The 16,439-nt window shown below is 74.0% G+C and carries 1 protein-coding gene (cut by a window edge); it reads left to right on the plus strand.

Annotated elements, in window-relative coordinates; all coding sequences use genetic code 11:
* On the plus strand, positions 1-16,439 hold the 5' end (the start) of the coding sequence (locus ACGFZQ_RS13165; protein WP_393840428.1) for a lonely Cys domain-containing protein. The gene runs 20,971 nt beyond the window's last position; the window shows 16,439 of its 37,410 coding nt (coding positions 1-16,439); its start codon is at positions 1-3; its stop codon lies off the right edge, out of view.

Consider the following 16,439-nt stretch of genomic DNA (forward strand, 5'->3'; position numbering starts at 1 on the left):
ATGTCCGACGACACGCTCAGCATCAACAAGACCTGGGACCCGAACCCGGTCTACGAACTCGGTAACGCCCTCATCGACTTCGGTGACTTCCTGGACGAGCAGGCCGCCAGGATGACCAGCGCCGAGTTCGATCTGAACAACGGGGCGTGGCGGGGCGATGCCGAGAGGTACATGACCCAGGCCTTCTCCGACCAGCGCGAAACGGTGATGAACATCATCGAGGAGTTCTGGGACACCGGCGAGATGATCAACTATTACGCCATGCTCCGCACCGAGCAGGAGGAAACGCTCGCGAAGCAGGCACTGGCGGAACTGATCGCCGGTATCGTCGGTGTCTTTCTGGGCGCGCTTGTTTTCGCGGCGCCGGAACTCCTCGGACTGCTGGGCGCCGTGGTCGGCCTGCTGGGCAGGGTCTCCGAAATGGTCGCGACAGCCGTCACCGCGCTGAGCAACATGGCCTCGAACGTCGGCAAGTTCGTCGGGTCCGCCGTCACCGCCGTCACGGAGACCCTGCCCGACTGGGCGGTGACGATGGCCAGCGTCACCGGGAACGTCGCCCGGTTCGGCATCGAGTTCATGGCTATCAACGCGGCCGCGGTGGCGTCGGGCAACGCCGCCGCCGGTCTGCCGACGACCGCCCAGCAGCTCATTCCCGTCCCCACCTCCCTGGAACAGATCCCCGGTTTCATCTCGAACCTGGTGCTGTGGGGCGGGGTCGGCATGGCCGTGGCCTCTGTCACCAAGGGCCTGGCCAAAGTGGCCAAGGAGAAACTGGACGGACTCAAGGTCGATGTCAACGTCGGCGATGTGAACGTCGGCACCGCGAACGTGGGCTCCTCGGTGGGCGACACCGCGACGGGCACCGGCACCGGCAGTGGTACGGGACTGACCCTGCCGTCGTCGGTCACCTCCGTCTCCTCCATCAGCGGGACGATCGCCGACTCCTCCAAGGGCCTCACCAAGTCCGACCTGACGCTGTCCTCGGACGTCTCGGTCAACTCCACCGTCACCCGGACACTCACGGGTACCACCGTGCGCACATCGACGGACACGGCACCGACGCCGACCAAGGTGACGACGACCGGCGCGGGCGACGGTCCGGTTGCCGGCGGCGGGGCGGCCGTACCGAACAAGGTGACCCCGGTGGACGCCGGCACCTCGCCCGGAAGCTCCTCGGCGGTGAGGACCACCACCGACGGCGCCACCCAGTCCGTACAGACCGCGCCGAAGACCTCGACGGCCGGCGGGAGTACGAGCGGGATCACGAGCGGCGTGGCGGACGGCTCCACCAGCCAGAGCGTCCTGCACGACGTCGGCTCCGGCCTGAGCGGCGTGGCCAAGACGGCGCAGGCCGCCCATCGGACCGTGGACGCCTCCACGGTCGGACACTCGACCGGCGGTCAGGAGTCGGTGGGCGCCTCCGGCGCCGAGCGTGCGGTGCGGACGAACCTGGAGGCCCAGCCGGCCACCGGCGCCCCGCACGAGGCCGCTCCCCAGACGCCGAGCTCGACGACGGGTGCCGTCGGCGGCAGGGCGCAGGACACGGGCGGCAACGCGGTACCCGGCGCGGCGAAGGCGGTCGACACCGGGGTGCGGCAGGCGCAGAACGCGCTGCGATCCGTCGGCGACAACCACGCCGCCACGCCGAACACGGGCGCACGCACCGCGGGGGCCGAGGAGACGGTGTCTCCGGTGCGGTTGGTTGCGTCGTCGAAGCCGGAGGTCGTCCACCCGGCGGGTTCGGTGCGCGAGGCGTCGGTCGGGCAGATCGAGGGCGGCGGTCGTACGGGCACGTCGAACGCGTCTGCGCGTAACAGCGCGCTGGACGCGTCGGCGCGTACCGCGGGGGCCGAGGAGACGGTGTCTCCGGTGCGGTCGGTTGCGTCGTCGAAGCCGGAGGTCGTCCACCCGGCGGGTTCGGTGCGCGAGGCATCGGTCGGGCAGATCGAGGGCGGCGGTCGTACGGGCACGTCGGAGACGGCGGGCAGCGCTGCGGCGAAGAAGCCCGGCGCCCGGGCCAACCTCGGGGACACGGCCGTACGTTCGGGGGCGGACCAGGGGCAGCGGGCCTCCGGCGGCACCGACGGGACACGCGCGGTCCCGAACGCGGGACGCGAGCCGCTGAAGTCGGCCGCCGGTCTGGGCGGTCGGCAGGTGCGGCCTGCCGGCCCGGCGGCGGCCCTGGCCGAGGGCGCGCGGCCGGCGAGCGGCACCAGGGCGGACGCCAGGTCCGCGGCGGGCGACGGCGGCGACGCGGCCGCGCTCGCGGGGCCGGCGAGGGACAAGACCACACCCGTGGAGGCGACCGAGGGGATCTCGCAGGCCGGCGGCACGCCGCACGGGGCATCGGCGCGGGCCGCGTCCGAGGCCGACGGGACCGGGCAGACCCGCACGGGTGCGCCGGGCGAGACGTCACGCGCCCAGCGGGGTGCGGACGAAGCGCGGTCGACCACGAGGTCCGAGGAAGCCGGATCCGGGCGGACGGCGTCGGACCGGACGTCCACCGGCACGAACATCACCCAGGCGGAACGGCAGCGGGTCGCGGACAACAAGGAGGCCGCCAAGCGCCAGCGGGCCGAGAACCGGCAGAACGCCGCGGTCCGCAAGGAGGTCGACGAGAAGATCGCCGACGCGCAGCGCGCCGAGGCGAACGCCAGGGCCGAGGAGTCCAGGGCCGAGATCGGCGAGGCGAGCCGTGCCGAGGCGGCCTCCAAGTCCGCCGACGACACGTCCAGGTCCGCCGCGGCGAAGTCGACGGACGCGACCGACCTCGCGGCTAAGTCCGAGGAGACGAAGTCCTCGTCGGCCGAAAGCGGCAAGGTCGACAGCAAATCCGGCAGGACCGACAGCAAAGCCGGCGCCAAGACCGGCGAGGCTGACGGCAAGGTCGGCGGCAAGGCCGACGAGAAGCTGTCCGGAGCGGACGAGGCCGCCAAGGACCTCGTCGCCAAGCAGACCGCGCTGTACGAGGCCGTGCGCCAGGAAGCGCACGCGGAAGGCGTCGCGCGGGTAGAGGAGATCCGGGCCAAGGTCACGCTGGATCGGGTCGACCGCCTGCTGGGCGAGGGATCGGCGCGGACCTCCGAGGAGGCCGCCGGAACCCCGTGGAAGAGCACGCTCGCGGACGACACTGACGGAATCGGCCTGGAGACGGCCCGGCTGACCCCGGAGACCGTGTCGTACCACATGGCCGCGTACGCGGAGCGGAAGCTGCCGATGGACGGGCCGAGCCGCTGGGGCGAGGTGTCAGGCTGGGGCAAGTGGGCCGCGCGGGAGTACCGCGACTCCGGCTCCGCCGGTGTGCAGCGCGTGATGGACGCACTGCAGTCGCGTATCACCACCCTGCGGGAGCAGGCGTCGGGGCGGTCCGTCGACGCGAAGGCCGAAGGCCGGCCCGAGGCAGTGGAACCGGCGCGGGCCGTGGAGCAGGCCGAGCAGGCCCGGCTGGAGGCCGAGGCGGCGCAGGCCCGGGCAGAGCGGCTTATGACGGAGCTCGGCCCGCAGGTGGAGGCGGCACAGAGCCGTCACAACACCGACACCGCCGCGGTCAAGCAGGCGGAGACCCGGCTGTCCACGGCCAAGAAGAACGACGCGGCGACGCGGCGGACGCTGCGGTCGGTCGGCACGAAGCTGACGAAACTGGAGGCCGCGCAGCAGCGTGGCAAGGACGTCGACCCCGCCGCGCTCGAAGAGGCACGCGCGAATCTGACCGCGGCGCAGACCGCCCGGGGCGACGCGCTGGCCGAACTCGCGTCGGCACGCGCGGATCTGGAGGTGCTGGAGCTGCGCAAGCAGGACAACGCCGCCCAGCTCGGGACGCTGAAGACAGCCGTTGCCGAGGCCATGGACACCGCGCTGACCACCACCGCGAAGGCCGACGCCGCGCGGAGCCTGGCGGACCGGGTGACCGGCAAGCAGGCCGAGGCGGAACGGGCCCAGGTCCGGGCGGACCTGGAGACCGCGCAGACGCGTCTGGCAGACGCCGAGTCCGCCGTACCGGCAAGGAAGACGGAAGTACGGGAGGCGCGCGCGGACCTGGCGGCGGTACAGCAGCGCGCGGACGCCGAGCCGGGGGCCGTGGAGGCCGCGCAGGCGCGGGTGACGGCGGCCGAACGCGCTCTGTACGACGACGTGGCGAAGGAGGCGGCGGCCCGAGCGGATCTGTCGGCGGCGCGTCTGGCGGAGACCCGGGCGAACAAGGACGCCGTGCTCCAGGAGATGCGGGGCACCGGGGGCGCGGAAGCGCGCGAGTCGGCGCTCAAGCAGGTGTTCGACGCGGAGGACGCGCTGGTCGAACATCAGCTGCGGTCCGCGGTGGAGCGGGTGCTGGCGGCGGGGCGCAACGCCGATGAGGGGCAGACGCGTACGGCGGGGCAGGGTCAGGAAGCAGCCCGGAGCTCCGCCAGGAGCGAGACCGGCGAGCGACCCGATACGGAGGCTCCGGCGGCCCGGTCGGGGGTGGAACTGGTGGCGGACCGGCAGCGTCGGGCCGACGCCGTGGCGCCGGCCGCCGCGCGCGTGGGGGCCGTCGAGGCCCGGGACGCGGTGGAGGCCGCGCAGACGCGCGTGTCGAATGCAGAGTCCGCGCTGTCGGCGACCGAGCGGGCCGAGCAGACGGCGCGTGCGGACCTGACGGCGACGCAGGGCAAGGCCGATGCCGCGGCGCTGGAGGCGGCCCGGACGCGGGTCGCCAAGGAGCAGGAAGGCGTGGCGTCCGCACGGCAGAAGCTGGCCGGAGAGCAGGCGGAACTGTCGGCGGCGCAGCGGCGGCAGTCGGACGCCGAGGCGCTGGAAGCCGTGCAGACGCGGGTTTCCGAGGCCCGGGACGCTCTGGACGCCAGGCGGGGGGAGCGGGACGCGGCACAGGCCGAGCTGGCCGCCGTACAGCAGCGCGAGGGCGCCGAACCTGCGGCCGTCGAGGCCGCGCAGGCACGGGTCGCGGCGACCGAGTCCGCGGTGCGTACGGCGGAACAGAAGCTGGAGGCGGAGCAGCGGCAGGCCGATGCCGCGGCTCTGGAAACGGCACAGTCGCGGGCCGCCGAGGCCGGGGACGCCGTGACGGCGGCGCAGGCACGGGTGTCGGAGACCGAGTCCGCGGTGTCGGCGGCGGTCGCGGAGGTGAAGGCTGCGGAGGCGGACACGAAGGCGGCGCGGGAGGGCAAGGCCGATGCCGCGGCGCTGGCGGCGACGGAGGCACGGATCGGCGCGGACGTGCGGGCGGCACAGACACGCGTGGCGGAGGTCGAGGCCGCGCTGTCGGCGGCGGAGCGGGAGTTGGCGGAGGCCCCCGAGGCGGGAAGCGCCCGGGAGCAGGCCACCGTGGCGTCTCTGCGGGAGTCGCTGGAGGGGGCTCGGCAGGACCTGGCGAAGGCAGAGGAGCGTCAGGTCGGCGACGTGGCCCGGGAGATGGCGGAACAGCGGCTCTCCGAGAAGTGGGACGCCCTGGAGAGCGCACAGCAGCCGTGGCGCGCGGCGCAGGCGGCGCTGGACGCGGCGCTGGGGCGCCAGGCAGACGCCCGGGCGCTGGAGGCAGGGCAGACACGGGTCGGCAAGGCGCAGGACACGCTGGACACCGCGCGGCAGCGTGCGGACGCCGAGACCGGGGGGCGGGCGCCGGAGGGCGAGTCCGCTGTCCTGGCGGCGGAACGGGAGGTGCGGGAAGCCCGGGCCGATCTGGCCGCGGTGCAGCTGCGTCAGACGATCACCGCGGAGCTCAGGGCGGTGGAGACGAAGGCCGCCAAGTCCCAGGACACGCTGGAGTCCGCGCGGGCGCAGGAGCGGGCGGCGCGGACCGACCTGGCCGAGCTGGTACAGCGTCACGCGGATGCCGAGAAACTGGAGGCCCTGCAGGACGCGAACAAGCAGCCCGCCACCCTCAAGGACGCTCCGCAGACGGCGAAGAAGGCGCAGCCGGCCAAGGCTGAGGGCCCCGTGGAGGCCGCGCAGACGGGCGTTTCGAAGTCCGAGTCCGCGCTGTCGGAGGCCGAGCGGCAGGAGCAGGCGGCGCAGGCCGATCTGGCAGCGGCCCAGCGGAGTGCGGACACCGATCCGGCCGCGGTCGAAGCGGCGCAGGCCCGGCTCGCCTCGGCGCGGGACGCCGTACAGACCGAACGGACGGAACTGGCGAACGCGCAGACCCGTCTCACGGCGCTACAGCAGCGTCAGGCCGAACGCGCGGCCGCCGAGGCGCGACTCGCCGAGACCCGGGACGCCCTGGGCGACGCACGGCTGAACAGGGACGCGGACCGGGCCGACCTGACGGCCGCGCAGGTGCGAGAAGCGGAAGCCGCGGCCCTGGACTCCGCGCGTTCCCAGGCCGCCGAGGCCCGGGACGCCCTGGAGACCACGCAGAAGCGGGCCTCGGAGACCGAGTCCGCGGCGCTCTCGGCGGAGCGGGAGCTGGCCGGGAAGCGGGCGGACCTGGAGTCCGCGCAGAAGCAGGCGTCGGAGACCGAGTCCGCGGCGGCCTCCGCGGAGCGGGACCTGGCGGGGGCACAGGCGGTACTGGAGCTGGAGACGGCGCGGCAGAACGAGAGCGCCGAGTCGGCGACACCGGAGGCCGCGGAAGCCGCGCAGGCTCGGCTCGCCGAGAAGCGGGAGGCGGTGGAGACTGCCCAGACCCGGGCCACCGAGACGCGGGAGGCGGCGGAGGCGGCGCAGAGCCGGGTCTCCGAGATCCGTGACTCCCTGGAGTCCACGCGGACGGAGGCCGCCGAGCTGCGGGGGACCGCGGAGTCCGCGCGGGCCGCTCGGGACGCGGCACAGCGACGCCAGGCCGACACCGCGGAGGTCGAGGCGGCACAGACCCGCGTCTTCGAGTCCTACGAGTCGCGACGGGCCTCCCGGCAGGAAGTGGCGGGGGCGAGGGCGGACCTCGTGGCGACATGGCGGAGCGAGAGCGCCGAGTCGGTCGCGGGGCGTGGCCAGAAGACCGAGTCGGCGGCCATGAAGGCCGCGCGGTCGCGGCTGTCCGAGTCCGAGTCCGTGGAGTCGGCGTCGGCGCGGGAGTTGACGGCGGCGCGGGCCGATGTGGCGGCCGTGCGGCAGCGCCAGGCCGATGCCGCCGAGCTGGCGGCTGCCCTGACCCAGGCCGCCGAGACCCGGGACGGTGTGGGCACGCGCGGGAAACGGGACGGGGCACAGGCGGAACCGACGGCCCGTCGGAGCGAGGCCGCCGACCCGGCGGTACAGGCCGCACAGGCCCGCGTGGCGGCGACGGAGCGTGCGCAGCGCGAGGCCGTCGAGCACGAGGCGGCGGTACGCGCGGAATGGGAGGCGGCGCATCTCAGCCAGGCGGATCCCGAAGCGCTTGGGACCGCCCAGACGCGGGTCGCGAAGGCCCAGGATGCGCTGGCCGCCAGGGGCCGGGAGGTGCGGGAAGCGCTGGCGGAACTCACCTCGATGCTCCGGGACAGGACCGGCTCCGCGGCGGACGGCGAGCGCCGCGCGGACGCGCTCGACCGGGCCTACCAGGCCCAGGACGCCCAGGTGGCCGCACGGCATGAGGCACGGGCCGCGCGGTGGGACCTGCCGGTGGAGCGGGCCGATCTGGAGACGGCACAGGGGCGCCGGTCCGACACCGCGGAACTCGACGCGGCTCAGACCCGGACCGCCGAGTCCTACCAGGAAGGGCGCGCGGCACGGGAGGACCTGGCGGCCACGCTCGCCGACCTGGAGACCACGCGTCGGAGCGAGGGCGGCGACCGGACCGCGCCGGGGGCCGCCGAGGCGCGGCCAGCGGCCGGCCGCGCCCTGTACGAGGCCGAGGCCAAGGACGCGGCCTCGCGGGCGGACCTGGAGGCGATCACCCACCGCGCGGCGGATGCCGCGGACCGGAAGGCCGCGCAGACGCGGCTCACCGAGACCGAGAGCGCGCTGAGGACGGAACAGCAGAAGCTGGCGCAGGCCCAGGCCGAATTCCGGTCGGTCATGCAACGCCCCGGGTCGGATGTGTCGCTGCGCGAGGCCGCGCTCGACAAGGTCCACAAGGCCGAGGACGCCGTACACGTCGCACAGCTGGAGCGGCGGTTCGCGCAGGGCGACCTGACCGCGCGGTCGCTGCCCCCGGACAACCCCGCGGCGCGGGAGGCACAGGTCACGCGGATCCTCGCGGACGCGGCCGGCAAGCGCGCGGACCGGCCACGTACCCAGGAGCAGGGCGACGCGCTGGTCCAGCACCTGATGAACGACCGGTCCGAGACGACGGGCGGACGGTCCGGCGCGGCGGACCCCGTGCGTCTGACGGAACAGGCGGTGCAGGCGCGGCTGGAGGCCAGGACCGCACGGCAGGAGGCGGAGTCGGCCGCCGTACACCGCGACCAGGTGGTCGCGGAGGCACGGCCGAAGCTGGACGCACTGCTGGATCAGACGGTGCAGGCGGCCGAGACGCGGGTCAACGAGGCCCGGACGGCCGTGCGCGAGGCGCCGGAGAACACCGCGGCGGCCCGGCAGAAGCTGCAGTCCGCGCTGCGGACCCAGAACAAGAACCGGCCGGAACAGACGGCGCCGACGCAGGGAGAGGCGCGGGCCTCCGACGCGCTCGCCGCCGACCGGGCCGCACTGCAGAGGCTGGACGAGGCCTGGGCGGGTCTGTCGACGGCGCAGGAGCGCGCGGGCGTCGACCCGGCGGCCGTCGACGCGGCACGCACCCAGGTGCTGGAGGCCGAGCAGTCCCTACGGAGCAGGCTCCACGAGGAGCAGCTGTCCCAGGCGGAACTGCGGGCGGCGGAACAGCGTGCGGACGCCGACCCGGCCGCCGTCCAGTCGGCACGGGAGTGGCTGTCGGAGGCCCGGGACGCGGTGGCCTCCGAGCAGGCGCGGCTGGCGGGGGCGCGGGCGGACCTCCGGGCGGCGCAGAAGGCCGACGACCCGGGGATCCAGGCCGCACAGGCCAAGGTGGCGGAGGCCAAGGCGGCGACGGAGGACACGGGGCGCGCTCTGGCCGACGTGTCGCGGTCGGACGTGCAGACGGTGACGCACCGTCAGGAGACCGTGGAGCGCAAGCAGTCCGACGACGCCGCGGTGGCCGAGGCGCGGGCCCAGTTCGTCGAGGCCCGGCGGGCCGAGACCCTCGGGGAGCCGGCGCGGCAGACACGGCTGGAGACGGCGAAGGCGGAGCTGAAGGCGGCCCAGGAACGCGGGGACGTCCACGCCGCCGAGATCAGCGAGCTGCGGACCCGGCTGGCCGAGGCGGAGCAGGGTGCCGGGGACACCGCGGGCCGGGCCGAGGTGGCCCAGATCCGGGCCGACCACCTCACCGAGCGCGCGGATGTGGCCAGCGGCAGGCGGCCGGAGCCGATCCGGGACGGCGTGGCGAAGCAGGAGCCCTGGCAGAAGGTGCTGACAGGCAGCAAGGGCGAGCTGCCGCAGTCCCATATGCCGACGGAGCGCATCGGCTCCCTGATGGCCGACTACGCGCTGCGCACCCTGCCCACCAAGGACGGACTCCTCGGGCAGGCCAAGGCGTGGGGCGACTGGGCCGTGCGCGAGCACCAGGAGAGCGGCCCGGGCGGGGTGCAGCGGGTGCTGGACGCGCTGCGGACGCACATCTCCGACGTGCGGCAGGCGCAGGGGGAGGCGAACTTCCGGAAGGGGGCGGAGAGCCAGCAGGAAGCCGTGTTCCGGCAGGCGTCCAGGGCCGGAATGTCCGAGGAGGCCGCGCGGGCGTGGGCGAGCGAACTTCGCCAGGCGTGGGAATCGGGCAACGAGAAGGCGATGACGGAGACGCTGGCCGACTACCAGGCCGCGTTGGCGGGCGTCCTCCAGGGCAAGGGCGTACGAGCCGCCGCCGTCGAGGATCCGCTGACGGGAACGGTGACGCCGATCGGCGACGGGCGCGCGTCCGTCACGCGCGACGACGCGGACGGTGCCCGGATCGAGAAGTCCGGGGCCACGGAGCCCGGCGGGAGCGCCGACGCGACCTCCGCCGACCGGCACGGGGACGGTACGGACGCCGCGAAGTCCGACGCGAACCCGTCGGCGCAGGCCGCGGTGCTGGAGCGGCCCGAGGTGCGGTTGCCGCAGTCGCCGTACGCGGCGGCCCTCTCCGATTTCCTGAAGACGCTGGACGAGAAGGCACCCGTAGCCGAGACCGCCCGCACGGAGCACGACACCGCGAGCGCCGCACAGACGGCACGCACGGATACGACCGAGAACCGGGGGAGTGCCGGTGAGTCCGGGCGCACCGGGGCCGGGACGGACGGCGCGCGGACGGGCGAGACCGGGCGCGCCACGGGTGCGAAGACCAGGACGGCGTCCGGGGAGACCGGGACGGCGTCGGCGGAGGCCGGGTCCGCAACGTCGGCGGAGGCCAGGACCTCGGCGTCCGCCGAGGGCAAGACCTCCGCGTCCGCGGAAACCAAGTCTTCCGCGTCGGCAGAGACCAAGACCCCCTCCCCGGCCGCCACGAAGGCCGAACAGGCGCGCGTGGCGGAGGCGGTCGCCCGTTACAAGGCGGACCTCCAGGAGACGGCGCGCCAGGCGCAGTCGGATGTACAGGCCGCCGAGCAGGCGAGGTCGGACACCGGGCGGAACCGCCAGGAGGCGGAGGCCGATCGGGCGGCGGCCCAGTGGCGCCTGGAGACCGAGGTCGAGACGAACAGGGCGGCCGACGCGGCGGCCAAGGCCGCGGAGCCGACCACAGCCCGGCCGACGGCCAAGCAGCCCAAGGCGGCGGCCGAGAACACCCCCGCCGTCCCCGGGGAGCAGTCCGCCCCTACGGCGGAGACGCAGATCCACGAAACCGCGACGCCGTCCGAGACCGTACACAACGAGTCGGTGCTCACCTCCGCCGAGCCCTCCGGACTCGCGGACTGGACGGGCGACACGCGGCAGACCCGGGACGAGATCTACCAGTTGGTCTCGGCCTGGAACCGGCAACGCGTCGAGGAGTCCGCCTCGGCCGCGAAGGCCTCCGCCGACGCGCTGCGCGAGGCCCAGGCCGGGACGAAGGGCGGCACGGCCCCGCGGGCCGTGCAGCGCCAGGCCGCCGCCGACGAGGCCGCCGCACAGGCCGCCCGCGCCGAAGCGGCCCGCTGGGACGAACAGTGGCAGCACGCGGCCCAGGAGCAGGCGCTCGGGCATCCGGCGTCGGAGACCCCCCGGGCCGCCACCACCCGCGAGGACGGCACCGCCGTACCGTCGGCCGACGGTACGGGCGGCGGAACCGGCGCCCGTACCGCGAAGGTCGCCCTGAACGGCGGCGGCCTCACCGGGGCGCGGTTCGTAGGCCGGCACGAGCTGCCCACCCGCGACCACGCCTCCCCGCTGCTGCCGACGAGCGACCGCGCGGTCATCGTGGGCGGCCAGTACCGGGTCGGCGACAACCGCATGTACCTGGCCGGACGCTGGCGGACGGCGGCGGAGGTCGCGCAGTACGTCGAGCGCCGGACGGCATGGGAACCGGGCACCCGGCTGCCCGTCGTCATCCTGGCGGGCCAGGCCGGGCGCGCAGAGGCCGGTCTCCCGTCCTTCGGCGCTCAGGTCGCCGACGAGCTGAACACCCTGGTGCTCGCGCCGGTGGGACTGCCGGTCCAGACCGGCCCCGCGGAGATCGTCGCCGGAACCCCCGTCCCGCACGACGCGGGCGGTGTGGACCTGCGCGTCGACATCGGCGAGGGCTTCGCCCTGAACGTGCCGGGACAGGGCCGCGGCGTTCCGGTCGGCCACGATCTGGGTACGGCCCTGGGCTTCGTGGGCGCCACCCTGGAACCCGGCACCGCACCCCCGTCCGAGCCGGTGATCTGGACCTTCGGCCCCGAGGCCCCGTCCGGCATCGCCCGCCACACCGCACCGCCCACCACGATCGAGCCCCCCGCCACCCCGCAGCCGCAGCCGCAGCCGCAGCCGCAGCCGCAGCCGCAGTCGCAGTCGCAGCCGCAGTCGCAGTCGCAGTCGCCGTCGCCGTCGCCGTCGCAACCGGAGCCCCAGCCGGACGCCGGCGAACTGTCGGCCTCCTACCTCTCCCTGCTCAAGGCCTCCGTGAACAGGGAGCTGGAGCGGCTGAAGTGGAACAAGGGGCCCGCGACCGCCGAGGAGGTGGCGAAGGCGTACGCCGCGCTGCAGTCGTACTGGAAGAAGGACACGAAGTCGACTGTGGACGTGACCGCCCGCGCGGTCATCGCCCTGAGGAAGGCCGAGGAAGAAGCCGCCCGCACACAGCTGAAGCTCGGCATCGCACCCGGCGGAGCCCCTCGCGTGGGTGCCGCCGGTCCCACGAACCGGGGACAGGGGCAGGGCCAGGCCCAGGAACCGGGGCAGGCCCAGGGGCAGCTCCCGGAGATCGTCGTCACCCCGTCCCCCGACGCCCCGTCCGCCCCGGTCCAGCGGCCCGGGTTCCCCGGGGCGCGGATCGACGAGGAGCTGGAGCTGCACCGGCCGGCCCGGCTGGACCGGGCCCTGCTGCCGCCGCCCGTCCACCAGGGCCCCAACCGGTTCGAGGACGGCAGCAGGATGCCGGACTACCTCAACCTGCTGACGCTCCTGGCCGAGGACGACCCGGATGTGCTCACCGACCCCGACCGGCTGGCGGTGCTCGACGACGCCGCCGTCTTCGGGCAGAGCGCGGTGGTGCTGCGCGGTGCCGACCAGGTCATGGCGGAGATCGAGCGGCTGCTGGGACAGGACCCGGCGACCCGGCCGCAGGACCCGCGGCCGCGCGGAAGGCGTCCGCGCCGCAACGGGATCGCGGCCCTGCTCGACCGGGTGGGGCGGGCCCTGGAGGGCGAGCCCCGGACCTTCGCCGCCGACGGGCGTGACTTCGTGTACCGCACCGTCGAGGGACGGATCCGCACGCTGCAGATCAGGGTGCGCAACTACGGCGAGTGGGAGCGGTTCGGCGACGGTGAGGGCAAGCTCACCAAGGTCGACAACATGCGGCGCAGCCAGGCCACCACCGGGGCCAGCAAGACGGTCGCCACCACCCGTCAGATCGCTCCGGGTGTGCCGCTCGGCCCGCCGAGCGCCATGTTCGTCGGGTTCGGCCGGGTCGCCGCACGGTTCGGATACACCACCGCTTTCGACTACCTGATGAGCGATCAGGTGCTGAGCCAGGCCGAGAACCGCTCGACCGGCCCCTCTCATCTGCATCTCGACGACGTGTACTACGAGTTGACCGTCAGGGACGGGGCGCTGCGGCCCGTTCGCCGGGGCGTCCTCGGCACCCCCTGGCGGCGCAGGCCCGCGGAAGCGGCCCGTCCGGACCACGCCGTCGGCTTCGCCGTGCGCGACGGTCTGTCGCTGCGGCTGCCGGACAGTCTCACGGACGGGTCGGAGCCGGGCCGGACCCCGAGGACGATGAACCTCAGCGCGGAGTCGGACTACCGGCTGGTGTTCACCGAGGACTTCGGACCGATCCGGGAGATCCGGGACTGGGCGGTGGACCGGATCGGCACCCGGGAGGGCACCTCCGCCTACGACGAACTCGACGTGCTCTTCTCCTCCGACAGCTTCCGGGAGATGGCCGCGCGGCTGTCCCGCTCCCGGGTGGCCAGTGCGCCGCTGTTCGACGACGACAACAAGCACACTCCGCTGGGCGCGTTCGTGATCGAGCGGGTGATCCCGGGGCGGGCCCTCCTCGTCTCGGAGGAGGACGTCCAGGAACTGCGGGACAGCGGTCAGCTGACCGTGCGCAACGAGCGCCGGGTGACCAAGGCGTTCCAGCAGGACCTCACCGTCGTGGCGGGTCCGACCTTCAACCTGCCGAGTCTCTTCGGCCTGGTCGACAGCCTCCGCATGCGGATCCAGTTCGGCCCCGTCGCCCGCTACGGGCACATGTCGGGACGTTCGCAGGTGACGGGCGGTGTCGGCGGGGTCAAGGCGGTGGGCCGGGCGAAGGGCGCGACCACCGACCTGTATCTGGTCGAGAAGACCGTCTACGTGCGCAAGACCGGGGACCCGGCGGCGACGCCGTTCGTCACCTGGAGCCTGGACCGGATGACGCAGACCGAGGCGCGCCGGCTGGCCGGCTGGGACGACGGCACCACCCTGCGCCGGCAGAGCGGCGCGGTGCCGTTCGCCCCGGCGTATCTCACCCAGGACCACCCGCCCACCCTCGGCATGAGCCGGGTGGAGAGCTTCACCTTCGCCGACGGCCGGTACACCGAGCGGCCCACGGGGATCACCCCGGCGGTGCAGGGCCCCGAGGGCGTCGAACTCGGCGAGGCGGCCGGCGGACCCGGGCGCACCGTGCTGGACATCCTGATCGACCAGGTCCTGGAGGCGGTCCACCGGAAGTTCCCCGATCTGGTCGCCCCGTACGTCGACCTCGGTGACCCGTCCGAGTGGCGGAACCACGCGCACTACCAGATGGTGCTGTCCAACACCCTGACCGTCATCAACGCGCTGTCGCACCACAGCACGGCCGGGAACCTGCAGGCGCTGTCCAGCACCGGCATCCGGGTCGAACTGGTGGAGCCGGGCCGGTTCACCCGTGGCTACCGGTACATCTGGCTCGACGCCGAACTGACCGACCGCCGATACGAGGGCACCCAGAACGACCTCAAGATGCGCTACAGCACCCCCGGATCCACCTCCCTCAGCGGCCAGCAGAACATGTCGGTGAGCTCCGGAGCCGGGTTCGAACTGCAGGTGTCGGTGCGGGACAGCCACGTCGACAACATCGGCTCCGCAAAGCACGGCGGCACCGGCCAGGTGGGCTACCAGGCGGACGGCCGGACCCAGCACGGGATCGGCTACGGCCCGGGCGCGGCGTTCGAGCCGATGGCGGTCAGCACCAGGCCGTCCCATCTGTTCAGCTACGGCATCACGTTCTCGGCGAGCACGGGCGGCTACTGGCGTCTGCGCAGCCTGTTCCGGGGCATCGCCTCGCTCGGCATCCTGGGCACCCGGCTCTTCGTCTTCACGCAGAGCAAGACCGAGGTCGTCGGCGACACCGCGCCCGACCCCGCCGTGGCGGCCCGGGTGCTGATCAGCGTGCCCTCGGAGCACATGCCGAGCCGGGACCCGCACGCGCCGGGCGCCGACAACCCGTACGCGCTCCCGGACGACGTCCGGATCACCCAGGAGCCCATGGACTCCGCCGAGGCCAAGGCGCTGACGGAGGGCGCGCTCTCGGCGATCGACGACCACCGGCCGGGGCCGCTCTCCGAACACCCCTACCAGACCGTGTCCGTCGTGGCGCTGGGCGGCGAGCCCGGCATCGTGGACCGGGTTCTGAAGCAGGCGTCCCGGGGGGCGTGGCACCTCACCACGCTGGGCTCGCCCGCGCATGACGCGGCGGTGCGCCCGCAGCGGCCGCAGTACCTGACGGCGGACTTCGACCAGAGTTCCGGCCCGCTGGGCTCGCGCACCACCGGGCTCTTCGGCAAGGGGCCCTACCTGGACGACATGGGGACCGTGGTCCACCGGGTGCGGGTGAGCGTGCTGCGGGCGCTGGCCCGGCCGGCCCCGCTGGAGACCGAGCTGACGGTCACCGGCAGCACCCAGGCGTCGGGGTCGCGGGGCAAGTCGTTCACCCAGTCCTTCGGTGGCACCTTCGTCTACAACCACTCCCACCCGGTCGGTCCGGAAATCACCGGCGGCTACGGAGTGACGGTGCGTCCCTGGTGGACCTCCCGGGGGGAGTCGGTCCAGATCGCCCGGACCATCGTCTCGGACATCAACCGGGTCGACGCGGGGTACCAGGTGCTGGTCGCCGGTGACGCGGAACACGAGGTCGCGGCCGAAATACGGGTGTTCGGGCTGCTGTCGCCGCTGCGCCGGCTGCTGCCGGGCGGGGTGCGCGGCTGGGGCGGGGAGCGCCTGCGGGTCCGCGGTGGCTGGCTCGGGCATCTTCCCGAGCGCAGTGCCCATCTGCTGCGCGTCCTCACGGACGCGGCGGACGCCGAGGGCGCGGTGCCGACGTACGCGATCCATGTGTGGACGCAGCCGGAGTGGTTCACGAACAGCCCGTTCGCCACCTATCCGGTGAACTCCCTCGACACCAGCCGGGTACTGGACGAATTCAACCAGAAGGTCCGAGACCTGGGGATGGACGACGAGAGCCGGGAGGCCATCCGGCAGCTCGTCTCGTCCCGGGTGGTCCGCGCGCTGCGTCGCGAGATGGTGGGCATCGGTACCTCGGCACCGGCCAGGATCGGCGTCCTCGGCTGGAAGCGGTACCGGATCGGCACCCGGACCGTGCGGGTGCGGGCCGCGCTGGTGCCGGGCACCCCGGAGTTCGAGGGCCTGTGGCCGTCCATGGAGCTGGAGGACCACCGCTGGGCGGTCGAGACCGTCACCGAGGGCTTCAGCGTGGCGAAGGGCCGGGACATCGGTGGGCAGGTCACCGAGGGTGTGCACACCAGCGACCCGGTGCTGACGGCGGCCGGTCCGACGTACATCGAGACGGGCGCCAACCGGCAGGCGACATCCGCCACCCGGTCGGCCACCCGTACGAAGCTGTGGTCGGTGTACACCAGTGAGCCGCACGCCGAGTTCAC

The organism is Streptomyces sp. NPDC048254 (genome assembly GCF_043201895.1).
GTDB lineage: Bacteria > Actinomycetota > Actinomycetes > Streptomycetales > Streptomycetaceae > Streptomyces.